This window comes from Sphaerotilus montanus (assembly GCF_013410775.1).
GTDB classification, from domain to species: Bacteria; Pseudomonadota; Gammaproteobacteria; order Burkholderiales; family Burkholderiaceae_C; genus Sphaerotilus; species Sphaerotilus montanus.
Genome location: NZ_JACCFH010000001.1, coordinates 531,878 through 557,406 on the forward strand (window position 1 = coordinate 531,878; position 25,529 = coordinate 557,406).

22 protein-coding genes are annotated in these 25,529 nt (G+C 58.7%); 14 read left to right on the forward strand and 8 right to left on the reverse strand.

Going from position 1 to position 25,529, the window contains the following annotated elements; all coding sequences use genetic code 11:
* Window positions 1–220 precede the first annotated feature (220 nt).
* From hsdR to BDD16_RS02255, 7 genes are all read left to right on the forward strand, one after another.
* Window positions 221–3,712 carry a type I restriction-modification system endonuclease gene (gene hsdR, locus BDD16_RS02225; protein ID WP_179632437.1) on the forward strand — a complete coding sequence of 1,164 codons (3,492 nt, stop codon included), beginning with the start codon at window positions 221–223 and terminating at the stop codon, window positions 3,710–3,712.
* Window positions 3,713–3,819: 107 nt separating this feature from the next.
* Window positions 3,820–5,277, forward strand: coding sequence for a class I SAM-dependent DNA methyltransferase (locus BDD16_RS02230; protein ID WP_179632438.1), 1,458 nt, complete (start codon window positions 3,820–3,822; stop codon window positions 5,275–5,277).
* Entirely contained in the window at window positions 5,274–6,623 is a 1,350-nt protein-coding gene (locus BDD16_RS23245) for a restriction endonuclease subunit S (protein WP_179632439.1), read from the forward strand. Before BDD16_RS02230 ends, BDD16_RS23245 begins: the two co-directional genes overlap by 4 nt.
* Window positions 6,620–7,618: a DUF5655 domain-containing protein gene (locus BDD16_RS02240; RefSeq protein ID WP_179632440.1), complete on the forward strand. Its 999-nt coding sequence runs from the start codon at window positions 6,620–6,622 to the stop codon at window positions 7,616–7,618. The genes BDD16_RS23245 and BDD16_RS02240 overlap by 4 nt, the downstream gene beginning before the upstream one ends.
* A 134-nt stretch (window positions 7,619–7,752) precedes the next feature.
* Complete coding sequence (locus tag BDD16_RS02245) at window positions 7,753–8,553, forward strand: hypothetical protein (RefSeq protein WP_179632441.1); 801 nt, start codon at window positions 7,753–7,755, stop codon at window positions 8,551–8,553.
* A gap of 156 nt (window positions 8,554–8,709) precedes the next feature.
* Entirely contained in the window at window positions 8,710–9,843 is a 1,134-nt protein-coding gene (locus BDD16_RS02250) for an SIR2 family protein (RefSeq protein WP_179632442.1), read from the forward strand.
* A complete protein-coding gene (locus tag BDD16_RS02255) occupies window positions 9,840–11,615 on the forward strand; it encodes an ATP-binding protein (protein WP_179632443.1) in 1,776 nt (591 codons plus the stop codon). Before BDD16_RS02250 ends, BDD16_RS02255 begins: the two co-directional genes overlap by 4 nt.
* Window positions 11,616–11,933: 318 nt before the next feature.
* Here BDD16_RS02255 and BDD16_RS02260 read toward each other — a convergent pair whose 3' ends face one another.
* Complete coding sequence (locus tag BDD16_RS02260) at window positions 11,934–13,058, reverse strand: DUF3800 domain-containing protein (protein WP_179632444.1); 1,125 nt, start codon at window positions 13,056–13,058, stop codon at window positions 11,934–11,936.
* 37 nt (window positions 13,059–13,095) lie between these two features.
* Window positions 13,096–14,001: a hypothetical protein gene (locus tag BDD16_RS02265; protein ID WP_179632445.1), complete on the reverse strand. Its 906-nt coding sequence runs from the start codon at window positions 13,999–14,001 to the stop codon at window positions 13,096–13,098.
* A 1,052-nt stretch (window positions 14,002–15,053) separates the two neighbouring features.
* Between BDD16_RS02265 and BDD16_RS02270 the strand changes: the two genes are divergently transcribed.
* The 3 genes from BDD16_RS02270 to BDD16_RS02280 are packed head-to-tail and all read left to right on the forward strand — an operon-like array spanning window position 15,054 to window position 17,697.
* Window positions 15,054–15,590, forward strand: a complete 537-nt coding sequence (locus tag BDD16_RS02270; RefSeq protein WP_179632446.1) for a type VI secretion system contractile sheath small subunit — start codon at window positions 15,054–15,056, stop codon at window positions 15,588–15,590.
* Window positions 15,591–15,622: 32 nt separating this feature from the next.
* Window positions 15,623–17,152 carry a type VI secretion system contractile sheath large subunit gene (tssC, locus tag BDD16_RS02275; RefSeq protein ID WP_179632447.1) on the forward strand — a complete coding sequence of 510 codons (1,530 nt, stop codon included), beginning with the start codon at window positions 15,623–15,625 and terminating at the stop codon, window positions 17,150–17,152.
* Between the two features lie 47 nt (window positions 17,153–17,199).
* Complete coding sequence (locus tag BDD16_RS02280) at window positions 17,200–17,697, forward strand: Hcp family type VI secretion system effector (protein WP_179632448.1); 498 nt, start codon at window positions 17,200–17,202, stop codon at window positions 17,695–17,697.
* Window positions 17,698–17,743: 46 nt separating this feature from the next.
* Here the strand turns inward: BDD16_RS02280 and BDD16_RS02285 are convergent, their stop codons facing one another.
* Window positions 17,744–18,211 carry a toll/interleukin-1 receptor domain-containing protein gene (locus BDD16_RS02285; protein ID WP_310732767.1) on the reverse strand — a complete coding sequence of 156 codons (468 nt, stop codon included), beginning with the start codon at window positions 18,209–18,211 and terminating at the stop codon, window positions 17,744–17,746.
* A gap of 233 nt (window positions 18,212–18,444) precedes the next feature.
* The gene (locus BDD16_RS02290) at window positions 18,445–18,669 is read right to left on the reverse strand and encodes a DUF2188 domain-containing protein (protein WP_179632450.1); all 225 of its coding nucleotides are present in this window, start codon (window positions 18,667–18,669) and stop codon (window positions 18,445–18,447) included.
* A 131-nt stretch (window positions 18,670–18,800) separates the two neighbouring features.
* Between BDD16_RS02290 and BDD16_RS02295 the strand changes: the two genes are divergently transcribed.
* From BDD16_RS02295 to BDD16_RS02305, 3 genes are read left to right on the forward strand one after another with little or no spacing between them, the layout of a single operon-like run.
* The gene (locus BDD16_RS02295) at window positions 18,801–19,448 is read left to right on the forward strand and encodes a hypothetical protein (protein WP_179632451.1); all 648 of its coding nucleotides are present in this window, start codon (window positions 18,801–18,803) and stop codon (window positions 19,446–19,448) included.
* Window positions 19,445–19,852 carry a hypothetical protein gene (locus tag BDD16_RS02300; RefSeq protein WP_179632452.1) on the forward strand — a complete coding sequence of 136 codons (408 nt, stop codon included), beginning with the start codon at window positions 19,445–19,447 and terminating at the stop codon, window positions 19,850–19,852. Before BDD16_RS02295 ends, BDD16_RS02300 begins: the two co-directional genes overlap by 4 nt.
* On the forward strand, window positions 19,842–20,603 hold the full coding sequence (locus tag BDD16_RS02305) for an ImmA/IrrE family metallo-endopeptidase (protein ID WP_246332446.1): 762 nt from the start codon (window positions 19,842–19,844) through the stop codon (window positions 20,601–20,603). The genes BDD16_RS02300 and BDD16_RS02305 overlap by 11 nt, the downstream gene beginning before the upstream one ends.
* Window positions 20,604–20,989: 386 nt before the next feature.
* On the opposite strand, the gene BDD16_RS02310 is transcribed toward BDD16_RS02305, so the two are convergent.
* The 4 genes from BDD16_RS02310 to BDD16_RS02325 form a co-directional block, all read right to left on the reverse strand.
* On the reverse strand, window positions 20,990–21,748 hold the full coding sequence (locus BDD16_RS02310) for a metallophosphoesterase family protein (RefSeq protein ID WP_310732768.1): 759 nt from the start codon (window positions 21,746–21,748) through the stop codon (window positions 20,990–20,992).
* Window positions 21,745–22,578 carry a metallophosphoesterase gene (locus BDD16_RS02315; RefSeq protein WP_179632455.1) on the reverse strand — a complete coding sequence of 278 codons (834 nt, stop codon included), beginning with the start codon at window positions 22,576–22,578 and terminating at the stop codon, window positions 21,745–21,747. Before BDD16_RS02315 ends, BDD16_RS02310 begins: the two co-directional genes overlap by 4 nt.
* Window positions 22,579–22,597: 19 nt before the next feature.
* Entirely contained in the window at window positions 22,598–24,517 is a 1,920-nt protein-coding gene (locus BDD16_RS02320) for an AAA family ATPase (protein ID WP_179632456.1), read from the reverse strand.
* Between the two features lie 141 nt (window positions 24,518–24,658).
* Complete coding sequence (locus tag BDD16_RS02325; protein ID WP_179632457.1) at window positions 24,659–24,979, reverse strand: hypothetical protein; 321 nt, start codon at window positions 24,977–24,979, stop codon at window positions 24,659–24,661.
* A gap of 242 nt (window positions 24,980–25,221) precedes the next feature.
* Here BDD16_RS02325 and BDD16_RS02330 point away from each other — a divergent pair, with 242 nt between their 5' ends.
* Window positions 25,222–25,479 (forward strand): helix-turn-helix domain-containing protein, encoded by a 258-nt coding sequence (locus BDD16_RS02330; RefSeq protein WP_179632458.1) that lies wholly within the window; start codon window positions 25,222–25,224, stop codon window positions 25,477–25,479.
* Window positions 25,480–25,529: the final 50 nt, after the last annotated feature.

The following is a 25,529-nucleotide window of genomic DNA, read 5'->3' on the forward strand; positions in this document are numbered from 1 at the left end:
CTGCGACGGGCACAAGTTTGACGACGGCGTGGATGTATCTACTGGAGCAGCTTCCTGCAACCGCCATCTCGGATCGTTAAAAAAATCACGCAGCTCATCCGTACCGGCCCACTCTGCACCCGGGCCACCACCCACCCTCTGGGCTAGATTGCCAAGACGCCTCCGAGCACACGACACCAGTGGCGCCGGATGCGGTTCGCACAGAGAGGGAGGGAGAAAGATGACGGGTCCGAGCAACTTCGCATTCCTGGTCGAGCACTCGACGCTGCTGGCCGATCTCGGCGCCACGGCTGAGCGGCTCTACCCTTTCGACCCGTCGAGCTGCGTGCTCAAGCTGCGCCTGCTGGCCGAAGCCATCACCCGTGACATCGCAGCCCGTGTCGGCGTGGCCCTCGTGCAGCCGACCCAGGCCGAACTGCTGCGCGCCGTGGATGCCCGGCTGGGCATGGACGCCCAGGTGCGCCAGCTCTTCCACCTGCTGCGCCGCACCGGCAACGCCGCCGCACACGAGGTGCAGCATGGCATCGGCTACCGCGAAGGACTGGAAGCCCTGCGCGTGGCGCGGGAGCTGGCGGTCTGGTTCCACCGCACCTTCGGCTCGAATCCGTCCTTCCAGCCCGGCCCCTTCCGACTGCCGGACGACCCGAGCCAGAAGCTGGCCACGCTGCAGCAGCAACTGGAGCAACTGCGCGGCGAGTTGTCCGATGCCCAGACCGCACAGACCCAGCAGGCGCAGCTCACCCGACTCCTCGAAGCCCAGTCCGAGCAGGAACGCGCCATGGCGCGCCACGCCCAGGAAGAGAACGCCGTCTACCAGCAGCTCGCCGAGGAAGCCAGCCAGCGCTATGCCGCACTGCAAGCGGAATTCGAGTCCCGCCTGAGCGCCCAGTCACAGCGCACCACGCAGTCCGTCGGCGGCGAGACCCTGGCCGGCTATTCCCGCCGCGCCGCCGAAGCCGCCACCCATCTGCAGATGGACGAGGCCACCACTCGGCTCGTCATCGATCTGCAGTTGATCGAAGCGGGCTGGGACGCCGACACCACCCGACTCACCCACGCCAGCGGCGCCCGACCGGAGCGCGGCCGGTACAAGGCGATTGCGGAATGGCCCATGGGTGGCCGGCAATCAGCCGACTACCTCCTGTTCGCCGGCCTGACGCCGATCGCCGTGGTCGAGGCCAAGCGCCAGAACATCCAGGTCGCCGGCAAGATTGGGCAGGCCGAACGCTACGCCCGCAGCCACACGCCCGAGGCACATCAGCCGACCGCCTGGCAGCAGGAAGGCCGCACCGAGCCCTGGCCGGACGGTCAGGGCGCGCACTTTCACATCCCCTTCGTCTATTCGAGCAACGGCCGGCCCCAGGTCAAGCAGTTGGCCGAGGTCAGCGGCACCTGGTTCCGCGACGTGCGGGCACCGTCGAACACGGCCCGCTCACTCCCCGGCTTCCATTCGCCTCAAGGGCTGCTCGATCTGCTGCAGCGCAGCCGGGAGGAGGCGGAAACGCGCCTGCAGGCCGAGCCCTACGGCTACCTGCAACTGCGCGACTACCAGGTGCGCGCCATCGGCGCCGTCGAAGCGGCGCTGGCCGACCACCGCCGCAACTGCCTGCTGGCGATGGCCACCGGTACCGGCAAGACCCGCACGATCATCGGGCTGGTCTACCGCCTGCTCAAGGCCGAGCGCTTCAAGCGCATCCTCTTCCTCGTGGACCGCACCGCGCTGGGACAGCAGGCCCAGGACGCCTTCAACGAAGCCCCGCTGGAATCGAACCAGCCTCTCAGCAAGATCTACAACATCGCCGAACTGGGCGACATGGCGGCCGAGGCGGAAACCCGTGTCCAGGTCGCCACCGTGCAGGCGATGGTCAAGCGGCTGTTCGGCAGCGACAACCCGCCCCCGGTCGATACCTACGACTGCCTGATCGTGGACGAGGCCCACCGCGGCTACACGCTCGACCAGGAGATGACCGAGGGCGAGCTGGCCCTGCGCGACCACGCCCAGTACCTGTCGAGCTACCGGCGCGTGCTCGACTACTTCGACGCCGTGCGCATCGGCCTGACCGCCACCCCGGCGCGCCACACGACCGAGATCTTCGGCAAGCCGATCTTCACCTACTCCTACCGCGAGGCCGTGGCCGAAGACTGGCTGATCGACCACGAGCCGCCGATCCGCTACCAGACCCTGCTGAGCCAGAAGGGCATCCACTTCGACAAGGGCGAACAGGTCGAGGTGCTGCACCTGGACACGGGCGAGATCGAGGCCGCCGAACTCGACGATGAACTCGACTTCCAGATCGAGAGCTTCAACCGCAAGGTGATCAGCGAGAACTTCAACCGCGTCATCTGCGAACAGCTTGCCCAGGAGATCGACCCCTTCAGCGCCGAGAAAACACTGATCTTCTGCGCCACCGATGCGCACGCCGACATGGTCAAGCGGCTGCTCGACGAGGCGTTCCGGGCCGTCTACCAGGACGACTACAACGAGGCCGCGGTGCGCAAGATCACAGGTGCGAGCGACAAGGTCGAGCAGCTCATCCGCCGCTACAAGAACGACGCGCTGCCCAGCATCGCCATCACCGTCGATCTGCTGACCACCGGGATCGACGTGCCGGCCATCTGCCATCTGGTGTTCATGCGGCGGGTGAAGAGCCGCATCCTGTACGAGCAGATGATCGGCCGGGCCACGCGGCGCTGTGACGACATCGGCAAGACCGTGTTCCGCATCTACGACCCGGTCGATCTCTACGCGGCGCTGGACCCGGTCAACACCATGCAACCGCTGGTGAAGGATCCGAACGTCACGCTGGCGCAACTGGTCGACGAGCTGCGCAACCCGGCCAGCCTGGCGCTGCCTGGCAGCCAACCCGAGCGCAGCCATGCGCATGACGTGCTCGACCAGCTCGGCCAGAAGCTCATGCGCGTGCTGCGCACCGCCCGCCACCAGGCCGAGCAGCCGACCGAGAAGGGCGCCAGGCTCAAGGCCCGGCTGGATGCGCTGGAGCAGCAATGGGGCGTGCCGCCGGAGAAGCTGCACCAGCATCTGCACAGCCTGGGGCCACAGCCCGCGGCCGAGTTCCTGGGCCAGCACGCCGGTCTTCTGAACCAGCTCACCGAGGTGCGCGTGCTGATAGGCTCGGCCTACGGTCCGATCCTGTCCGACCACGCCGACGAGCTGGTCGCGCGGGAGCAGAGCTGGGGCGCCTACGCCAAGCCGGAGGACTATCTGGACAGCTTCAGTCGCTTCGTGCGGGAGCAGGTCAACCAGTCGGTGGCACTGGCGGTGGTGGTCAACCGGCCGAAGGACCTGACCCGCGAGCAACTGCGCGAGGTTCGGCTGCTGCTGGACACTCACGGCTACAGCGAGGCGCAACTGAAGTCGGCGTGGCGTAACCGCAGCCAGGTGGAGATCGCCGCCAGCATCGTCGGCTACATCCGGCAGGCCGCGCTGGGGGAGGCGCTGCTGCCCTTCGAGCAGCGGGTCGCGCAGGCCATGCAGCGGGTCTACGGCCTGCGCACCTGGACGCCGGTGCAGCGCAAGTGGCTGGAGCGGCTGGCCAAGCAGCTCACGCACGAGGTCGTGATCGACGCGACCTTCGTCAACCGCGCCTTTGCCGAGCAAGGTGGGCAGCGCGGGCTGGACCGCCAGCTTGGTGGCGGCTTGACGCAGGTGATGGACGCGCTGGCCGAGCATCTCTGGCCTCAGGCGGCCTGAAACCGCGGGCCCATCCGTCTGACGCTGGCCAGTCCGGTCCAGCGCAGGGGCTGACCGACAATCCCGAATTGCGCATTTCCTGACCCTCTAGAACCGAATCGACCCCCATGACCCAGAACGACATCGTCCAGAAGCTGTGGAACCTCTGCGACGTGCTGCGCGACGACGGCATCAACTACAGCGACTACGTGACCGAGCTGGTGCTGCTGCTGTTCATCAAGATGGAGCAGGAGAACGCGGACAACGGCGTGCTGCAGGCGCACAAGCTGCCGGAGTTCGCGCGCTGGAAGACGCTGCTGGGCCTGAGCGGGCTGAACCTGCTGAACCACTACCGCAGCGCGCTGCTGCAGTTGAGCCAGAGCACTGATCCGCTGATCGCCGCGATCTACGCCGACGCGCAGACCCGGCTGAAGGAGGCGCGGCACCTGGAGCAGCTCATCAAGAGCCTGGAAGGCATCGACTGGTTCAGCGCGGCCAAGGACGGGCTGGGCGATCTGTACGAAGGGCTGCTGGAGAAGAACGCCAGCGAGACCAAGAGCGGCGCGGGCCAGTATTTCACCCCCCGGCCGCTGATCGACAGCATCGTCCACCTGATGCAGCCGCAGCCGGGCGAGACGATCCAGGATCCGGCGGCGGGCACGGCGGGTTTCCTGATCGCGGCCGACCGCTACATGCGCGAGCACACCGACGACTACTTCGACCTGAACGAGCGCGAGCGGGCGTTCCAGCGTAACCGGGCCTTCCTTGGCATGGAGCTGGTGTCGGGCACGCGGCGGCTGGCGTTGATGAACTGCCTGCTGCACGGCATGGAGGGCGATGACGCTGGGGTGGTTCACCTGGGCAACACGCTGGGCAGTGCGGGGGCGGGCTTGCCCAGGAGCGACATCATCCTGAGCAACCCGCCGTTCGGCACGGCCAAGGGCGGCGGCGGGCCGACGCGCGATGACCTGACCTACCAGACCAGCAACAAGCAGCTCGCGTTCGTGCAGCACATCGTGCGGCACCTGAAGGACGACGGGCGGGCGGCGGTGGTGCTGCCGGACAACGTGCTCTTCGAGGCGGGGGTAGGGGCGGAGATCCGGCGCGACCTGATGGACAAGTGCCGGCTGCACACGATCCTGCGGCTGCCGACGGGGATCTTCTACGCGCAGGGCGTGAAGACCAACGTGCTGTTTTTCCACAAGATCGGGCAGGCGGCCACGGGCAGCACGGACGAGGTCTGGGTCTACGACATGCGGGCGAACGCGCCCAAGTTCGGCAAGCGCACGCCGCTGACGCGGGCGCACTTCGCCGAGTTCGAGGCGGTGTTCGGTGAGGACTGCAACGGCTTCAGTCCACGCACGGACCAGGGTGAGTCGGGGCGCTGGCGTCGGTTCAGCCGCGAGGAGGTGCGGGCGCGTGGCGACAGCCTGGACATCAGTTGGCTGAAGGACGACAACGCCGAGGATGCCGCCGACCTGCCGGAGCCGGCCGTGCTGGCGCGGGAGGCGATGGACGAGCTGAACGGGGCGCTCGAAGAACTCGAAGCGATCTTGGCGGAGCTGGGTGAGGAGATTTCAGCGTGAAAAACTGGACCTCTGCCAAGCTCGCTGATGTTTGCACGCTCATCACAGACGGTACCCATCATTCCCCGGTCAATCTCTCTACTGGTGCGTACAAGTATGTGACTGCCAAGAATATTCGGCGATGGGGTCTAGATATTTCAAATATCACCTACGTTGATGAGGCGACGCACAACGAGATATATTCACGTTGCCCGGCCGAGTACGGTGATGTTCTTTACATCAAGGATGGTGTGACCACTGGGATAGCGGCGCTTAATACGTTGCGAGAGCCATTTTCAATGCTGTCGAGTGTGGCGTTGTTGAAACCAATTCCTGGCATTCTCAACTCTTCATATTTGAAGCATTGGCTAAATAGCCCGATCGCGTACAAATCCATGACTGGTGAGATGACCGGCACGGCAATAAAACGCTTGGTGTTGAAGCAGATCCGTGAAACGCAGATTGCGATTGCACCCCAACCCGAACAAACCCGCATCGCCGAAAAACTCGACACCGTCCTCACCCGCGTGGACGCCTGCCGCGACCGCCTCGCCCGCGTCGTGCCCTTGCTCAAGCGCTTCCGGCAATCGGTGCTGGCGGCGGCGACTTCAGGGCGGTTGACGGAGGATTGGGAAGATGGAAATGGCCGAACGGATTGGATGACGACTAAAGTAGAGTCAGTTTCCCATGTTGGGACGGGCTCAACGCCACTTAGATCTAACACAGATTATTTTTCCCTCACAGGTGTGCCGTGGATTACCAGCGGTGCAACTAGCCAAGAGTTGATCCTCTCATGCGATGAGTACGTTACTCAGCAAGCTATCACAGATCATCGCTTAAAAATTTATCCTGCTGGAACGCTTCTTGTCGCGATGTACGGAGAGGGCAAAACTCGCGGACAAGTGAGTGAACTCGGGATTCCGGCGACGATTAACCAAGCATGTGCAGCGGTTGTTGTCGATCCAAAGAAAGCCTTGGTTAAATACGTCAAGCTGGCGTTGCAGGCGAACTATCTTGAAATGCGGGTGCTAGCCGAAGGGGGGAATCAACCGAACTTAAATCTCTCCAAGGTTAAGGAGTTCCCGTTGAATATGCCAGGCATTGCTGAACAAACCGAAATCGTCCGCCGCGTCGAAACCCTGTTCGCCTTCGCCGATCGCCTCGAAGCCCGTCTGAAGACCGCTCAGACCGCTGCCGACCGCCTAACCCCCGCGCTGCTGGCCAAGGCATTCCGGGGCGAACTGGTGCCGCAGGATCCGAACGACGAACCGGCGGCCGAGTTGCTCAAGCGCCTGGCCACCAGCCGCGACGCCGCCCCCAAGGCCAAGCGAGGCCGCCGCAGCGCCACCGCCGACACCACGTCATGAGCGACATCAAGCTCTTCCGCCTGCAAGCCGGCCAGGCCACCGAGCTGCAGGGCGAGGCATCCGACCTCGAAAAGCCCTTGCAGACGCTGATCGAGAGCAACCTCGGCCCGCTGCTGCGCATCCGTTTCCTCGCCACCGAGTACGCCACTGGCCGCACCCACGCCGGCCGCATCGACACCCTCGGCCTCGACGAAAACCACTGCCCGGTCATCCTCGAATACAAGCGCTCCCTCGGCGAGAACGTCATCAACCAGGGCCTGTTCTACCTCGACTGGCTTATGGACCACAAAGCCGAGTTCGAGCTGCTGGTGATGAAGACCCTGGGCAGCGCCGCCGCCGAACAGATCGACTGGACCGCCCCACGGCTGGTCTGCATCGCCGCCGACTTCACCAAGTACGATAGCCACGCCGTCCAGCAGATCAACCGCAACATCGAGCTGATCCGCTACCGCCGTTTCGGCGAAGAGCTGTTGCTGCTGGAGCAGGCCAACGCGCCAGGGACCGCCGCGCCGATCAAGAAGCCCGCCAAGGTCAGCAGCAAGACCGCGCCCGACAAGGATGCGGCCGTGCCACCGGCCAAGGTCACCACCGGTACCGACAAGAGCTACGCAGAGTGGCTGACCACCTTGTCGGCGCCACTGCTGGAGCTGCTGACCTCGCTGGAAGGCTACGTCCTGTCGCTCGGCGACGATGTCCAGCGCAAGGAACTCAAGCTCTATGTGGCCTACAAACGCCTGAAGAACTTCGCCACTGTCGTGCCGCAGAAGAGCCGCTTGCTGCTTTACCTGCATCTGTCGCCTGACCAGTTGGATCCGCTGCCGCCCAACGCGCGTGACGTCAGCCAGCAGGGGCATTGGGGTACCGGTGATCTGGAGCTTTCGCTGGCGGTCACGGCTGACCTAGATGCGGTCAAGGGGCTGATTCTGCGGGCGTATGAGGGGCGGGCGGTTGTAGTCGCTCAACCAACGGGGAACGTGCTCAATATGTCGGACTGACCCAAGCAGAGTGCCATGCCAGCTTTCGGCAAGAAGCGGTCTTTCGCCCCCCGGACCGCTTGGTCAATAAATAAAGTTGAGAAGATGCTAACACTGCTAGCACCTACCTTCGGTAGGTCGGATTGGAAAAAAGAATGAAATCACCTGAGTTAATAAATATCATCCAACAAAATGCACTAAATAACTTTGCGCCTGCGATTTTCCCAATTTACCTAATTGCAGATTATGGCGATCCTGTCCACATAGGTACTTGCTTTGCATTTGAATACAAAAATCGAAGATTCTTGGTTACTGCTGCGCATGTTGTCGATCATACAAAAAATGGAACTCTGTTCTTCGCGTCCCCTGCAGGGGAGAGTCTCATTGGAATCGCAGGCGAATGGCACGTAGCTATTCCTGGGAGCAATCCTCGCGAAGAAGATCCGTTTGATTTTGCATGGCACGAACTGACTGTCGACGAGAAAAAAAATTTACCCTGTATAGCTGCGGGTCAGCTTGAGGATGTCAAATCACCGGCGTCTGGAATGCGGATGCTAATAATGATTGGCTTTCCAGCTTCGAAGAATAAAAAAATTTCTCCCGATAACCGACGAAATCGGCGCCTTGCGCCGACTAGGGCTCAATATTTAAATATTGAAATTATGCCGAATGAGTATTTCAATGCACGAGGAATGTCTCCTCAGACACACGTTGCAATTACCCGAGAGCAGCGATCAATTGATAGCGCGGGCGAAGAGGTTAATACAATTGGTCACCATGGTTTCAGTGGTGGGCCATTAATATATGCGGGCCTCCAAAAATCTCCGGTTTTAATTGAAGATCAAAAAGTAATAGGTGTTGTTCTGGAGGGCGACAACAAATTCGGTGTTGTGGTCGCGCTTCGCATGTCGGTCATACTTCGCCACATTGATACTAAGATTGGGGTAGAAGTCTAATCGACGCTGTATCAGCGAATTTCCGCTGTCTGGCGAAAGGCCGAAAATTCTCGATGAAGACTAATGGTGCCATGTGAATTATTGGCGCTCGACTCAATCACTTTGTGCGGCAATGCTGGGTTCATATTCTGAGAATAAGCCAAAAAAGGAGTAAATATGTTTGAGTCAATAGAGGTGCTGGACATATACAACAAGAATATCAATATTTTAGTTGGCTCAGGTGCTTCAGCTAACCTTTTTCCGACATTGGCATTGGAAATAAAGGATGAGAAGGGTGACTGGGAAACTATTGAAACGCTCGCCACTAAGTTCGAAAATAATGATGAGAAGCGTACTGCTCTATTCATGCACTACTACAACACGTGCATCTTCCCCGTGCAGCGGTTCTCACCATCTGCGGTGGTGGATGCAAAGGGCTTAGCCAATCTTGTGAATTACGAAGTTTTTTTAACAACTCTACTTGGATTATTGGAGAGAAGAAAAGATTTAAATCGGAAGGTTAATGTCTTTACGACAAACTATGATGGGTGCCTGGCCCACATCGCCGACAGCCTTCTCATGAAGGGATCATATGATTTTATTGTGAACGATGGTACTTCAGGTTTTCACAGGAGGCATTTGCATGCTAAAAATTTCAATACCTTTCAATGTAATACGGGGATATTTGAGCGCGCCAATTATGGTATACCCCAACTTAATGTTATCCACCTTCACGGCTCTGTATATTGGTCAAGGAGCGGTGAAAAGATTGAGGTCAATTATCGCAATAATTTTACATGCCTGCTCAATGCCACAACCGCTGGTAAGATTAAGGAATTCTCTGACTACCTGAGCAAGAAGGGCGGAACTACCTTAAATACACCAGTCGTGTCATTCAGTCGTCAGCAGATGGATGAATTCTGGAGCGAGTACGTCAAGCTTCCGATTGTGAATCCCACGAAATGGAAGTTTCACGAAACCGTCTTTGAAGAACACTACTACCAGATGCTCAGGCTCTTGAGTTATGAACTTGAGAAGCCCAATTCAATTCTTATAACCTTCGGATTTTCATTTGCGGATGAGCATATTCTGAAGCTTGTGCAACGCTCACTTTCAAATCCACAACTTCAGACATTTGTTTGCTGCTATAGCCAAGACGGTGCTAAAGCAATGAAGGAAAAATTTAAGCAATGGAAGAATGTCAAGGTAATCGGTCCACCTGCCGGAGTGAAGATGGATTTCACCAACTTTAACAAATATGTATTTTCCATTAAGCCTGAAATTTATCTTCCACCCGAGGACGATCTATGAGCATTGTTGTAGGTGAAGTTATCGCGGTCTCAGGCATTCGCATCTCTCTTCGCATCTTTGAAGACTCCAGCCAAGAAACGATTTTCTACCAAGGAGTGAAATACAGGGGTGTTTCCATCAGAGAGCATGTTATTATCCAGCGCGGCTTCATTGACATAGTTTGCCTTGTTGAAGGTGAATACCTTGATGAGAAGAAGTTAGAGGCGGAAGCCGAGAAAACAATCTATGTCCGAAAGGTGGATGTCCGCCCCATCGGGTATGTCGTAGACGACAAGTTCTATGAGGGCGTAAAGTACATGCCCATGATTAGGGACAAGGCATCTCTACTCAGTGAGCCAATGGTAGGCAAGATATATGGGGCCGAAGGGAAGAGTTATTTTTCCATCGGCTCCATGCTTAAGGAAAATATACCAATAAACCTGCCATGGACTAAGCTCTTCAACAGCCATCTTGGAATATTTGGTAATACTGGCAGTGGTAAATCCAACACACTAACCAAACTATACACGACTCTATTCAACGAAAAAATACAAGGTTTGAAGAACAAAAGTCAATTTGTCATCATTGACTTCAATGGCGAGTACACCGGTGGGCAGATTCTTCCCGCCAAAGACAAGCAAATCACCGTTCTTGATTCAAAGATGGGTGGGCAGAAGTTCAAGATTGAAGGCTCCCACTTTTGGGAAGCCGAAACACTGAGTTTGCTCTTTCAAGCCACGACGAATACCCAGCAGCCATTCCTTCGGCGTGTTCTGTCCGGCAAGGAAAAATTCAAAGATGTCCCGCTCAAGCGCTATGTTGAAAAGACTTTCGAGAAAGCTTTCAGCTCGGGGGAAGCCAAGGCAGACGCTTTGGAGTTGAGCAGAGAGATTGCTAGGCTCGTCGATTGCGAGCCCTTGCAAGTTCACCTCAAAGGCATTACTTACTACAATAAAGACAAGTTCTTCAGGCACAACAATGGCATGTTCTACAACTCAAACGGCACAGGCTTTGAAATCAACATCAAGCCGATTCTGAATGAGCATGTAGACCTTGATGGAATTGATCCGTTTAAAGAACTCATCTTGAGGTGTTATCTTCAACTTTGTTCTGACGTTGTTCTCGGCTATGCTCAATATGAGCATATTCAGCCGGTTCTTGCGCGGGCGAAGTCTTCAATTACAGCGCTACGCAACGTGTTGGAAATCGTAGATGTTCCACCGCCAGGGCATCTATTGCACGTCATCTCTCTCAAGAAGTGCAAGAACGAGATCAAGAAAATTTTGCCGCTACTCATTGCTAAAAATTTTTACATCAATCACAAAAACTTTGAAAATCTTAAGAGCCCGCCTACCCGCACTTTACATATCATCATTGATGAGGCTCATAACATTCTCTCCGATCAATCCACGCGAGAGCATGAAATATGGAAAGACTATCGGCTTGAGTTGTTTGAAGAAATAATCAAGGAGGGCCGAAAGTACGGGGTTTACTTGACGCTGTCCAGCCAGCGCCCAGCAGATATTTCACCCACTATCGTTTCACAGATCCATAACTTTTTTATCCACCGCCTAGTCAACGAGCGCGACCTTATACTGCTAGATAACACCATCAGCACCCTTGATTCATCATCCAAGGCTTTGATACCCACCTTGGCCAAGGGATGCTGCGTGGTCACAGGGACCGCGTTTGACCTTCCCATGATTTTGAAGATCACCCCCCTATTGAAGGATCAGAGGCCCGCCAGTGACGATGTCAACCTTGAGGAGTTATGGGGTGCCCCGCTCGCCTGAATCGCTCCAGCCAGTGGAGACCACACATATAATCGTATGCTTCGGGAGCTGTGCAACTGACAGGCGATCTCACGTTGCATATGGTTAAGCTTTTGTCGCAAGGTGGCGAGACTGGATGGTTATCGTACGTATTCAGCCCCCCGGGTATAGACAGCCCGAATGTCTCGCTCGCCGTGTCGTTTCCGGAGCATGTCAAGGTAGAAGCCGCTGTCAGGCACGCCTTTGCGCAAGAGCGACGGAGACTTTCGTCAGCCATATGGAATCACGTGCGCCGAGCCTAGTGCCCTATTCACCAGCTTGTCCGCTACGGCGCTGCTATCAGTCCAGAAAATCAGGGACCGGCCGGCCATGCAGGAACATGTCGTTCTTCAACCCGGTGTCCAATGGCTGAACAGCGTGTAGAAGGCCGTTGCTGTACGAATCAGAGGCGTCGATGAGTCCGCGCAACAGGCTGAGATTCTTGTGCTGGCGCTCGGAGAATCTATCAAGAGCTTGTTTAAGCTCCGACACCGAGTGGCCTAGGACGTATGTGAAGTGCCGACCGATCAACCCCGCAATCACATCCGAGGCTTGAATGCCGATCTCGATCTTCGAATCAGAAAATCGATAGTTAAGGCGACGCTCCCCATTCCGGATCTCGACCCTTTGCAAGATCCGCTCAATGTTCGTCTCGCGATCCAAGACGTGAGACGCTTGCTTGAATTTGCACAGCACGTGCATGAAATGTAAGGAGAAGTCGGCAATCAGTTCGCCGGGCTCGTTGTCGTGGAGAAAGGTCAGCTCTACTCGCGGCAACTTTGCAGCACCGCGCAGCAGCTTCTTGAGTGCTTGAGTGGCAAGGTTGCGGTTTTTCGGGAGCCTTCGTTCGACAAACGCTAGGACGCATTTCAGAAACGCTGGGACGTCTGCACGCTTGATATTCGGATATCCGAATCCGTGAACCAAGGTCATAAAAGCTTTGGGGTCGATCTTGACGGCGAAGACGAGTTCGTTCTTAAGCTCCATGTGCACTTCGTTGATGTTGACTCGTTCGTCAACCATCAAGGACTCGATGATGTCCAGTACCGACCAGAACAGCACATCGAGAACGGAGTAGTGGATGAGCGTCTCCGACTCGGTCAGCCATTCCAGGAACGACGTCAACCTCTCTGAGGCCAGCGCACCCTCGTACTCTGGTGGCGCCACATGCTTGTACTTGATCTCGGTTGCGCTGACCTGGATTCCCATCTGCTTGCGCAACGCATCCCAGCCAACGATCTCTTTACCAGGCATCAACGCGATCCCAGCCAGCGCGAACATCCTGTCCGGGCTATTGTTCAACCCAACCTCCGACAGCGTGAGCCGCCTGATGTTGTTGGTCTCATCGTAGTACAGCCGCAGAGGCTGATCCCAGCTGGGGTTCGCATAATGGCTGCGCAGGTCGTCTGCTTGGATGATGTGCATGTCTTTGGTGCGACTTGGTACCGAAACTTAGACTTACCTACAGCTTCGGCAGTACATCTCGCTCGTAGATTTCAACCGGCGTCAGACCGTCAATGCTGCAGTTTGCCCCCTTTAGGTCGCGCAAACGCTCCTGATAGCCGCCCACTGCCACCACTACATAGGCCAACCGGCCACCCTCAAGTGCCACCTCGCGGGAGGGGAGGTGCCTCATAAGTTCAAGCATGTCTGATTTTTCCTGCGCAAGATAACGCTCGACAGTCATGCCCAGCATACGTAGCTCCGCCCGAGCCGACGGCGACACGAGTTCATTGCTCGTCACATGGTGGGGTCGCATTTCCTTAGTCATAACCATGGGCGGCAGCCACTGCCCCATGGCGCCCTCGTCGTAGAACTGGTGCTTCACCGTCACATCGACAACCGTGAATGGAGGTGCGACTACGATCGCGTGGGGTGCCACGAATTGCCCGTGATCGATCGAGTAGAAGTAGCGTGGCTCGGGTGAAACCGCGCGCGGAAAGTGAATGGTCAGATTGCTATTGGCGGTGTAATTCCAAACACCGAGCTCATCTAGCATTCGCGACAAGACGCCGGACGCCACCACACACAGGCCTTGTCGTTGATCACGCGCAACGCGATTCACGACGGCCTGCGCTGCGACTCGGATCTTGCGCTCAGCTTCGCCCAACTCATCTGCAGTGTAGCTTCTTGCCTCGATCAGACGGGCGACTTGATTGAGAGCGCTTCTATCTCGCTGCTCCACCTGCAAGAACTCCGGCGTATCGTGAAGCCCCGGCGTCGATGGATCCATCCCGCGCTGGCTGAACCAAGTCTCAAGCTGCTCCTGCGCGGCGATATTGGAAAGCGGCCAGAGGCTGCCGGTCGATCCGGGTAGGGCAGTTGTCTGCCGAGTAGCCAGCAGCTTTCGACGTTGAGCTTCTCCCACGATGGTCCTCCCGTTGACGCATGTTCTTGTTAAGGAACTATCTTATCTCTCGCGACGACTTTGCCCAACGAATGAACCCCGACCTCGTCTCCTGTGCGGGACGGTAGCTGACGATGCTCGTCTTGTGAGTGAGTGGCAAGGCGAATTCCGGTGGAGTTCACGATGCTTCCGTTGATCCGCCAAGCCAATCCGATCGTCATGCAGGACGCGGGTGCTCCAATGCCCGGTGTTGATCGGAGCGGCCGCTCGGGCGTTGACCGTGAATGACTGAGATCAGTCTGAAGCGGTCACCGGATCAGTCAATCTGAAGCAGGCGTAGGTCTGCTGAATCGTTCCGGATATCGCGGCGGCCGGATGGGTTAAGCCAGTTGGTCTCGACCGTGATCAAGTTGCTGGGTGAGCGGCAAAGGCGACTGAGTCCAGTAACTGTTTGATTTGTAATGACTTTTCAACTTCAGACCATCAAAGTTCAGTCGCAAAATTAAATGTTGAGTCGCATCAATTGATGGAATTAACATCTGGCTCCAGTTCCCGCACCCCGCACGCCTTCGGGATGCTCGCCCCAGGGCTTTGCGCCAGCTGCTTCGCCGGCACCAGCGTCCTCAGTTTTTCTTGCGCCCACCTCGTCATCCCTCCCGTTTCTCTCACTTCGCCCTTTCACCTCGCCTGCGGGCAGACTTGGGTAATGGGTGGGTTCGAACATCCTTAGTCGGCAGACGGTGACGACAGCCCCGCAGGAGCAACCAATGTTTACTACCCCCGCTTGTGACGCGCCAATGTACGGTCAGCGCTGGCGCGCCATCAACCATCGATTTTCATTTTACGTTACAAAATCACCAGTGCGGAACATTTTGTAATAAAAAAGAAACACCTGCAGATTCATATTCAGGAATCCAGATTGACAATTTTGGTTTAATATGAGGTTAACGTGTTGGCAAGACACCGAGCCAGATCTCCTTGATTAAAGAGCAAATTTTCAGCTTGGTATGGTCGTTGCAGCCGGATGTTTGACCCAATCCCCATCTCTTGGCTCCAACGATCAGGAAAAACAAATGCCCAAAGAATGCACCCAGCATTGGTTGCGTCGCAACCGCCCACCCAGGGTTCAAATCACGTACGACGTGGAAACGGGTGGGGCCATGGAGAAGCGCGAATTGCCGCTTCTGGTTGGCGTCCTCGCTGACCTGTCACGCAGGTCGACGGAAAACCGTTTGCTTACGCTGGCTGGTCGTCACTTTGTAGAGATTGATCGCGACAACTTTGATGAGGTCATGGCCAAAGTCGCGCCAGCGGTCGAGGTCAACAAAGTGACCTTCACCTTTTCCAAGATTGAACAATTCACCCCGGTAAGTGCCGTGCTTTACGCGGATCAGCCAGTTGTGTCCACGGATGCAAGTTTCGATGAAAAGAAGGCGGCAGAAGAAGTTATTCATCACGCACACCTCGTCAACCAGGACCCTGTGTTGCGTGACTTCTTTACCAAAAGGCAGTTGCTGCGTGACCTGATGATCAAGCTGGACGGCAATGAATCTCTCGATGCGAATTTCCTTCAGTTGCTGAGTGAATCTAGCCAGCCAGGAGCGTCTTAAAGACACAACTCAAAACCTAAGGAGGTGAAAACATGGTAACGGAACAAGCACCCAAAAGCGCGAGTGGGGGTCAAACAAGCAGCACGAATTTGCTTGACCAGATCTTGAAAAGCATGGGCGCTGACATCGCAGAGAAAAAACAGAGAGCCAATACGCTGATCGAATTGTTCAAGGAACAAGCCATACAGCATTCCTCGTCGGATCAATACGGTACGGTCAAGTCAGCCACGGTACAAATCGAAAAGTGGATCGAATCGATCGACAGAAAGATTTCCGAGCGACTCAACGAGATCTTGCACAACAGCGACTTTCGTGAACTTGAGGCAACTTGGCGCGGCTTGCATTACCTGGTGATGAATACCGAAACAAGCAGCCGCCTGAAGATCCGTGTGCTGGACGTCTCCAAAGACGACTTGCGCAAGGACCTCGAAGAAGCCATCGAGGTCGATCAAAGCGCGTTGTTCAAGAAGGTTTATGAGGCTGAGTACGGCACCTTCGGCGGCACGCCCTATTCATTGCTCATTGGTGACTACAAGTTTGGCCGGTCTAACGACGACGTGGCCATGCTGACCAACCTGTCCAAGGTCGCAGCCACGGCACACGCGCCGTTCATTTCGTCAGCAGATCCAGCGTTGTTTGATATGACGAGCTTCGAGGATTTGTCAAAGCCCCGCGATCTGGCTAAGTCGTTTGAAAGCACGGAGCTGATTGCCTGGCGGGAATTCAGAGACACCGAAGACTCTCGATACGTTTGTTTGACACTGCCCCGTTTCTTGTTGCGGCCACCTTATGGCCCCGACACCAGGCCAACAGAAGGCATGTCGTTTACCGAGGATGTCAACTTCTCTAAGGTAAACGACACGGACCCTGTGCAGCCAGGCAAAGATCACGAAAAATATCTCTGGGGCAACTCCGCCTATGCACTCGGGCAGCGCATCACCAACGCATACGCACTGTACGGTTGGTGTGCAGCCATTCGCGGGGTGGAGGGTGGAGGCGTGGTGGGCGGTTTGCCCGTGCACACGTTCAAAACGGAACGGGGTGACATGGGGCTCAAATGCCCCACCGAGACCCCGATCACGGACCGCCGCGAAAAGGAACTCGACTCGCAAGGCTTCCTCGCGCTTTGCTACAAGAAGGAAAGCGACATGGCCGTGTTCTTTGGTGCACAGACCACCAACAAGCCTCGCATTTACTTCAACGCGCAAGCCAACGCCAATGCGCGCATCTCTGGCTTGTTGCCGTACGTCCTGGCTGCTTCGCGCTTTGCGCACTACCTCAAGGTCATCATGCGCGACAAGATCGGCAGTTTCATGACCAGAGAGAACGTGGAAAGCTATTTGAACAACTGGATCGCCAACTACGTGCTCATCAACGATAACGCACCGCAAGACCTCAAAGCGCAGTACCCGCTTCGCGAAGCCCGCATCGACGTCACGGAAGATTTGAGCAAACCAGGTGTCTACAACGCCACCGTGTTCTTGCGTCCGCACTTTCAGCTGGAAGAGTTGACCGCGTCCATTCGACTTGTGGCTTCACTGCCGCCTGCCGTCAGCGCTTGACGACAACGATCAGCACAAGCTGACACCCAACACAGCAAGGGAACATCATGGACGCCATCATTCTGGACTTGGGCAGCGACGTCAAAGGCGATAGCCTGCTTGAGGGCTTCAAGGACAAGATCGAGATCATGTCTTACAGCCACAACGTGGCGATGCAGGTCACCGATGACCAAAGCAACACCGAGCGAACATCCGGCAGGCCACACATCGGTGAATTCACGCTGACGAAGTTCGTGGACTCATCGACGCCAACCTTGAATCAGCTATGCACAAACGGTGGTCATCTGTCAGAAGCCAAGATCACCGTTACACGCAACTCTGCAGTTGCGGCTGATGCGCCGCTGATGGCCTGCATCACGTACACGCTGAGCAACGTCATCATCTCCAACCTCAGTGTCAGTTGCGGCACGGGCGGCAAGCCTGTCGAGACCATCTCCTTGAATTTCACCAAGATCAAGTGGGAACTCACCGCACAGAAGCTTGATGGCAACAAGGAGGGCGTCTCGGCGGCCACTTTTGACATCGTCGCCAACAAGAAGGTCTAGTCCCGAACGGTTGCTCAAGCGGCTTGCCTGAAGGCGGGTATGACTGTCACCTCCAGATGGCAACTAACTCAGCAATCTTGGTTGCGACTACCGCCATCGTGTCTTCTGATGTGTCAAGGCCGCTTCTCGAAGCTAACAAGGGGCTGACATCCCGGAGCGCTGTGTATGTCGTACCGTGCACGATGGGCACGAGCCGGTTGCCCTGCAGGAGGGTCGAAAGCTCTTTGTCCGCGACGCCTTCTTTCGGTAGGCGTGAAAGCAATGCAGGGGTCACCAAGACGAGTCCGATTTTCGAGGTCGCTAAGCCTTTGTCAATGGCACGCATCATCGGTACGCCAAGGCCAAGATCCTTTTCGCTGAACCAAACCTTGACACCACCTGCCTCAAGCAAATCGTACAGTTGCTTGGCTGCTCCTTGCCGGTCATCCCAAGCGTGGCAGAGGAAGCAATCCCGAAGATCTGGCTTCGCTGCCACTTCTCTTTCAATAGCCTCGCGTACCGGCGTGAGGGACACCACCTGAGCAGGCGTGTACGTGACGGACGAACTGGCGCGCGACCAACGCGGCCTTGAACTGCCGCCTCCGCTGGATCTGCCTCCATTGCTGTAGCTGCTGCCCGACGAGTAGGACGAGTTGTAGCCACTGCCATAACTGCTGTAACCGCCGTACCGACCACGGCATGCAGGGCAGGCCGCAGCAGCGCTGGATGAGCGATGGCCTTCAACTGGAGCTGTACATCTAGCCATGCTTACCCTCTGGGCGGAAACCTGTCGTTGCCGTGACTGTCCTTGTATTGAATCTGGCCGTTCTGACCATGGACCACCAACTCGGATTTCTGGTTCTGCGAGATCTCCCGGGCGCGATCCACCGCATCTTGTTTGCGGTCAAACACCTGGGTATCACGTTTGGCGCCAGCACCCTTGACGGCCCAGCCATCTTCGCGGGGGACGACATGCTGATTGCGTTTGCTCATGTAGAGGCTCCTTGTCGCGGCGTAATTGCCGCTACATGGGTGTGCGGTCACCAAGTCCGGCGCGGACACCACACAGAGCCCTGTCCGCATGGAGAATGACGACCGCACACATAGAAGCCCAGGGAGGAGCCGTGCAACCGAAACCGTCTTCAGAACGCCATGCCAATGTCGATGAGCTATCCCGTGCGCTGACGATGCTCAGTGCCGCCGAGCGGCTCCGCTTGTTTTCAAGAGCCCGCCTGCTTGTCTGGGGTACCGAGTACACGAATCCCCAAGAGTTGTTCAATGAGGCGGTCAAGCGCGCCCTCGTCGCCGCAAGCGGTTCAAAGCAGGACGGTGAACGCGGGCGTCCGTGGCCTATAGATCGAGTGCAGCTTCCTGCCTTTTTGTCCGGCTGCATGGATAGCATCGCTGATGCATCCCGCGAATCGCTGCTCCAAACCCAGACCGACCGATTGGAGGCTTTAGCGGGCGAAGCCGGGGACGTGGACACCGTGATCCACCGGGCGGGTCGCTGGAACTCAGACGTCGTTGAACAGGCCATTGAGGTAGAGAACACGTTTGACAGGCAGCAACGGGCTGAGGCCGACGCGCGCGTCATTGAGACTTACTTCAAAGACGATCAAGCAGTGCTCGCTGTCATTGAGGGGGAGAAGGCGGACATGCAGGTAGCAGAGGTACTTGCCTTGTTCGATCTCGATCAAAAGACCTACGACACGGCGCGGCGCAGGCTCAGGAGGCAGGTGGACAAGCTGATGCCTGGAAGGAGACAGCGATGACGAACGAAACGCGGAAGACGCTCGATGCAATTCGAGCCCTAGCACTCAAAGACCTCGAAACCGCGTCTGACGAAGATATCCGGGCCGAGTTCGCCGCTGAAGGCATCGATCCTGATCAACTGGCGACCAGCATTGCAGCGAGTCTTGATGACGTTCTGGCTGCCAGCCTTCGTCAACAAGCTGCGGCTGCCAAGGTGGCCATGCAGGTCCGTGCAACCCCCAGGAAGTCGCTGCGGCCTACCCTAGATCGAATAAAGGAGCGTATCGCGCACGCCTTTGCGGCGGAACCACAGCTAGCTACCGCCTTCCGAGAAGGAAGCCGCCAAAGCGATGCCGACCTAGAAACACTCTATGACGATCTTGTGCTGATGGGCAAGATCCCCAACACCGATGATGGCCATTGATGTCGATAGGCTCAGCCGCCCGGAGCGCCTACTCTGGGGGCATGGCGTAAGGAAACCTGAGCACATTGATTTGGAGGCCATTGCCAGTGCCAGGGGCGCTCACGTCGTCTACAGAAGACTCGACGGTTGCGCAGCTCGCTTGGTGGCCACCGGTGATCGTGCGGTCATCAGTGTCGCCGTGGACGACAACCTCGGACGAAGGCGCTTCTCATTGGGGCATGAGTTGGCCCACTGGATGCAGGACGCACAGCGGACATCGTTCAAGTGCGCCAGCACCGACATTGGGCCGCAGAATGCTGAAGCCAAGTCCATCGAGGCCGACGCCAACAGCTTCGCCAGTCAACTGATCCTTCCCGACTACATGGTCTGGCCATGGGTGGCCGATCGCAAGCCAAGCCTCGATCTTGCGAATGCAATGGGCGGCGCTTTTCAAGCCAGCCTGACTGCTTCCGCCCTGAAGTTGCTCCAACGTGCCAAGGTACCGACCGCCATCACCTGCCACGATCAACGAAGGTTGAAATGGTCTAGGCGCAGCCGGGGCTTCTCAACTGATTTCTACATCCTCAACGAATTGCACCAAGACACAAGCGCGTTCGAAATGGCCTTTGGGAACATCAAAGGGCTGAGCCGTCCGAAGCGCGAAAGTGCATCGCGCTGGATCAGCGGCCCAAGCTCCTTTCGAATGGAAGTCTGGTCGCAGTCGATCAAGCTTCCCGAAGGTTCTGTGCTGACCATGCTTTCGGTTATATAGCCAACTGATGGCTTCAGATGCGCCACCGCGATGGTATCGAAGGCTACTTAGAGTCATGTTGAGCTGATCGCAGAGAGCAGCGGGAGTCGATCGTACGTCTCCCCCGATATTCACTACGCACGAGCGACAGCTCACGGGCGTGCAGTGGTCATGCGCCGCGCAAGCCTCCATGAGGCTGGTTGCTCTCTTAGCTGCCGCTCAACTGCCGAACATGGCAGGCAGCAACCAGTCTGTACCCGACTGTCGGCTGGACTGTTCTCATGGCACTGTACGGGGCAGGATGAAGGGCGACGCCCAGGTTCCGCGCAACCCGACCCATTTCTGCCGTTCACTTTGCCGACTGGATCCATGCGGGCAACACGGAACCCGAGAAGGTTCATCGGCAGCTACCGACCGTCTAATTCCCCCGGCCGGATCACACGTCCATCGAGCGCCGTGATGCCCCGCAGCCCTACGCCGTGCGCTTCGAATCCCAGCCGTGACCACTCGGCCTGGTAGTCCAACTGGTCATGGTGGTGCCCATGGAAGGCTCGGCGCACTCCCAGGCGCTGGCCCAGTGCGTCGAGGACTGCAAACCCGTGGGGATGACAGCTCGGCGCCTCATGCGTGACCAGCACATCCGCTCGCTGCCTGCTCAGCGCTTGGTACTCCGCTGGGAAGATCGTGCTGCGATGCCGTCTCGGCAAACCATCGCGCCACCGATTGCCGCGGCCGATGTGAGCCACATACGCGCGCGCCGATTCGACTTCGTGTGGCCCCGGCGGCATCCATACCTGCCCCCGAAATACCCCACCCAGTCCCGCGATGCGCACCCCGGCGATCTCGACTACCCGGCCATGTAGGTTGCGGCCAGCCAGTGCCGAGCAGAACAGATGATCGTGGTCCTCGTCCGTGTCGGTGTCATGGTTGCCCGGAATGAACCACACCTCGGTGTGTTCGAGAATGGCCGCCAGTTCGACCTCCAGTGGCCGCTGCGCCTGGAGATCCCCGAGCAACACCAGCGCTGCAGGCCGCTGCGATGGCGCCGACTGCAGCACCGCCTCGGTCAGGTGATCGAAGCGCCCATGCACGTCCCCGCACAGCCAGATCGAAGGCAGATCTCTTGCTGTGGGCACAGGCGCTGACCGTGCCTTCGTCTTCTTCACACCGTCACCTCGAACCCAGGATCGAACCCCCGGTTTTCCAGCGTCCCGTCCCAGCGCACATAGCCCCGGGGGTTGCACACCACCCGGCATGTCCCACCACCTGGTCGATCGACCAGGTAGTCGAAACTGTCGTGCGTGTGCCCATGCACCCACAGGTCCACCCCGTCGAAGCAGCTCGGCGGCAGGTCGTTCACGAACGCCGGACTCAAGCCGCTTCGCTCGAAACATGCCGCCAGCGAGCCGCGATGCGGCGCATGGTGCGTGATGACCACCGTTTTCCCGCCCCAGGGTTCGGCCAGTCGATCGTGCATCCAGCGCCGTGTCGCCTGGTGCCAATGCACCGTGTCCAGTGGGCGCAGCCGTCGCACGCCCGACTCTGGCGCCGTGCGCTTGACCCGAATGACGCTGAAATCGTTCAACCCGACGCTGGCCTCCGCTGCAGCCAACCGCGCATCGCGCCGCCACTGGCCGTCGGCCCCCAGCACCTTCAGCCTGAAATCCGTCCACAAGGTGGCGCCGAGCACGCGCACCGGACCCGCGTCAGACGCCAGTGTCACCACGTCCTGATCGAGCACCTGCACATTGGTGTCCTGCGCTGCGGCGCGCATCTCCGCCAGCTCCGATGCCAGCACCTGCCCGTAGAACTCGTGGTTGCCCGGCACGTACAGCACTGGCTTGCCTGCGAAGGCCGGCTCTGCCGCCGCCCAGGCCACACCTCGGCGGCCCGGCGCCTGGATATCCCCGGCCAGGATCACCGCATCAAAATCCCCCGGTGGCACCCGCATCGGGTGGAACTCCAGGTGCAGGTCTGACAGGATCAGCAACTTCATCGAGGCATCTTTCGTCTGTTCAATGCGGTGCGCCTGCCGAAGACACTTCGCGGACGATCTCCCGGCGCACCAGTCGCACCAGTTCGCGCACCGACCCCGCTGCCCGCGCCATGCCCGGCACATCGAGCGCTGGCATCACTTCATGGGGCAACCCCCAGTCGCTGGCCACGTCCCGCACCACCTGCTGCACGATCATCGGATAGTGCTGCCGCTCCGGTGTCGGCACCAGCACCGGCTGCAGCCGCGACATCAGCGCGGCATCGATCGTCCCCAGCCGATTCGCTGTCGCGACGAACAGGAGCTTGCTGAGGTCACACGGCGCCTGCAGATAGCAGTCGATCCAGTTCCGACTCGACTCTGGCTCCAGTAGTCCGAGCAGGGCCGCCTGGATTGGTGCTGCGTTCACGGTGTTGGTGATGCTGCGGGTGTTGCACTTGTCCACCTCGTCGAGCAGCACCAGGATCTGCGCCGTGCGCCGGTCTCGCAGCGCACGCACGATCGGGGAGGGCTCGCCACTGGCCCAGCCCCGGCTCGTGCCGGTCAGCAGTCGGCTGTCGCTGCTGCCTCCGATGCCCAGTGGCAAGAACGAAAGGCCCATCATCTCGGCCAGCCGCCGCGCCAACCGGGTCTTGCCTGTGCCGGGCGGGCCCACAAGCAGGATCGGCGCCCACGCGAAACTCACTGCCCCGAGCCGGCGCCGGGCCAGCATCTCCCCCCCGACGACCTCGATCGCCCGGGTCGCCCATGGAAACTCCGCGTGCAACTGCGCGAGGCGCACTTCCAGTTCGACAGCCTCCGGCAGCAGCGCAAGCGGCAGCGGTACCCGCAGCCCCTCGTACGACGCCAGCGCCAACCGGTCGTCCTTGTCGCGCATCTCCGGGATCGGCTCGCTGATGACCACCCAGGTGGTGTGCTCGCCCAGTGCGCTCAGCGTCTGCTCGGGAAATCGCTCGGCCAGCGTCTGCCTGTGCGCCGCCACCGCCTTCACCGAGGCTGCCACGGCCGCGTCACGAGCGACGGTGATTGCCGCTTCTGTCGCCGATGATTTCAGCATCGTCGAGGTGATAGGTCCAGATTTCGGCTCTGGTGTCGGCTTGACGGCCTCCAGGATGACCGTGTGCCCGGCCACCTGCAGCGTTGCCTGCTGACGCGCGTCCACGCTGGCCCGCTGCAACGCTTGCCGCGCCGCGCCGGGGTCGATGGACGGATCCACGTCGGACACCCCGACCCCATACAGCGCCGCGGGCCCACCGGGGCGTGTCGGCAACGTCGGCAGCCGCTGCTCGACCTCCGCCCACAACCCGAGTACCCGGGCGCACGCATTCAGCATCGGCTGCGCCGAGCGATACAGCGACGTGTCCAGGTTCAGCAGCACATGCAGACGCAGCAGCCGGATCAGCGCCGCTGCTTCCTCGGTGTCGTGCAACTGCTCGTCGAGCGGCGTGCGCCAGCACCACTTCATGATCAACACCAGCTCGGTCTGAAGCCAGTCGGCCTGAGCACCCAACAGCACGGTCAGTCCGGTGGGGTTGTCCGTGTCCCAGCCTTCGTTGCGCAGTTGGTGCCACTCGATGCCGAGCCGACCCACCGACGGCCTTAGCTGCTGTTCCCGGTGGCGAGGCCCGTGCAGCGCAGGCTCGACCGCACGCAGGAGTTCCTCGCCGAGGCGCTCCAGCGCCTGACGCTCTGGCATCACGGCCGGCAGCCTATCGAGGCAGCGGTCCAGCGCGTCCAGCCTGGCCATGCGAGGGGCCTCGTCGTCCAGTGCCTGGCGCAGCGCCTCGGCGGCGGAACGGGCTGCGCCGGTCAGGCTGTCGGCACTGGCCAGCATGATCAGCACCGGGGAGGTCAAGGCGCTGAAACTGGCGCCTGGGGATCGCTCGACCTGGAAGTCGGCATCGGCCTGCAACAGGCAGGGGGTGTCGAAAGAAGAAGGCATGACCGTCTCGGCAAGACGCGGGCAGGTCGCGTCGGCATCAGGCGAAATCCCGCTGTGCTGGTACTGCATGGCCCGGACAGTTGCCCCCAGTCCAGCGGCTATCGCGTTTGTGTGGGGAGAACGAAATCACTGCGAGCCGACCTATGCCGGTTGCTGGGTCAGCGATGTCCTTCGGGACGATGAGGTCACGTACAAGCGCTGCAGACTCCTGGTGACGGCGGTGCCGAGCGGGTGGGAAAACTGATCGAGCAGGATGTTGCGGCCATCGCGGAAGCGCACCATCCAGGACCCGGCAGCGGTGTCCGCAAAGACCTCTTCGACTTCCCCGAACGCATGGGTGCATCCATCCGAAATGGGCGAAGGCACGCACGCCAGCAGGCTGACATTGCCAAGTCCCTGTTGAACGGCTTGTTCAATTGCGACTTCAAGGGAAGCGGCAACCCAGAAGCGGCTCAGTTCCATCGGCTCGGCCGTGGGGTCCCCGTGGACTTCCACAATGAACCAAGACTCCCCCACAAGTTCCGCATGGGTCCAGAACCGAAATCCTGCAGGCTGAGGATCCGCCGCAGTGGGGACCAACTCGCTGTGCACGGGAGTTTTTAGGACGTTCAAGGGATTGTTCATTGCGGGAGAACTAACACTAAAGTGTTAAAAGTATAGACGCTCACTTTCCAGAATGCGCGCTGTCATGGCTGCGCATCTGCATGAAAGTCACCGAAGCGTTTGCAACCGTTCTACGAAATCGACGGACCGACGCAGGCCTGACGCAGGCTGAACTCGCGCTTCGGAGTGGCCTTCACACGAACTTCATCAGCCGAATGGAACTGGGCAAGACCCAACCGACGCTGGAATCGCTCATTGCGCTCGCTCGGGCGATGGAGACTGAGGCAGCCGACCTTGTGCGCGAGACCGAGTCGTTGACGACTGCAACGCGCAGGGCGCCGAGGCCGAAGCAGGCTTGACTCAAAGCAACTGGTCGCCACGAACCCGGGGCGGTTCAGTTCACTGTGTT

Coding starts and splice junctions, on each gene's coding strand:
- BDD16_RS02290 (WP_179632450.1), bottom strand. CDS start 18,669: ATGAGCAAACGCAATCAGCATGTCGTCCCCCGCGAAGATGGCTGGGCC.
- BDD16_RS02300 (WP_179632452.1), top strand. CDS start 19,445: ATGACGAACGAAACGCGGAAGACGCTCGATGCAATTCGAGCCCTAGCA.
- tssC (WP_179632447.1), top strand. CDS start 15,623: ATGGTAACGGAACAAGCACCCAAAAGCGCGAGTGGGGGTCAAACAAGC.
- BDD16_RS02230 (WP_179632438.1), top strand. CDS start 3,820: ATGACCCAGAACGACATCGTCCAGAAGCTGTGGAACCTCTGCGACGTG.
- BDD16_RS02245 (WP_179632441.1), top strand. CDS start 7,753: ATGAAATCACCTGAGTTAATAAATATCATCCAACAAAATGCACTAAAT.
- BDD16_RS02270 (WP_179632446.1), top strand. CDS start 15,054: ATGCCCAAAGAATGCACCCAGCATTGGTTGCGTCGCAACCGCCCACCC.
- BDD16_RS02315 (WP_179632455.1), bottom strand. CDS start 22,578: ATGAAGTTGCTGATCCTGTCAGACCTGCACCTGGAGTTCCACCCGATG.
- BDD16_RS02320 (WP_179632456.1), bottom strand. CDS start 24,517: ATGCCTTCTTCTTTCGACACCCCCTGCCTGTTGCAGGCCGATGCCGAC.
- hsdR (WP_179632437.1), top strand. CDS start 221: ATGACGGGTCCGAGCAACTTCGCATTCCTGGTCGAGCACTCGACGCTG.
- BDD16_RS02255 (WP_179632443.1), top strand. CDS start 9,840: ATGAGCATTGTTGTAGGTGAAGTTATCGCGGTCTCAGGCATTCGCATC.
- BDD16_RS02250 (WP_179632442.1), top strand. CDS start 8,710: ATGTTTGAGTCAATAGAGGTGCTGGACATATACAACAAGAATATCAAT.
- BDD16_RS02260 (WP_179632444.1), bottom strand. CDS start 13,058: ATGCACATCATCCAAGCAGACGACCTGCGCAGCCATTATGCGAACCCC.
- BDD16_RS02280 (WP_179632448.1), top strand. CDS start 17,200: ATGGACGCCATCATTCTGGACTTGGGCAGCGACGTCAAAGGCGATAGC.
- BDD16_RS02305 (WP_246332446.1), top strand. CDS start 19,842: ATGGCCATTGATGTCGATAGGCTCAGCCGCCCGGAGCGCCTACTCTGG.
- BDD16_RS02325 (WP_179632457.1), bottom strand. CDS start 24,979: ATGGAACTGAGCCGCTTCTGGGTTGCCGCTTCCCTTGAAGTCGCAATT.
- BDD16_RS02240 (WP_179632440.1), top strand. CDS start 6,620: ATGAGCGACATCAAGCTCTTCCGCCTGCAAGCCGGCCAGGCCACCGAG.
- BDD16_RS02330 (WP_179632458.1), top strand. CDS start 25,222: ATGAAAGTCACCGAAGCGTTTGCAACCGTTCTACGAAATCGACGGACC.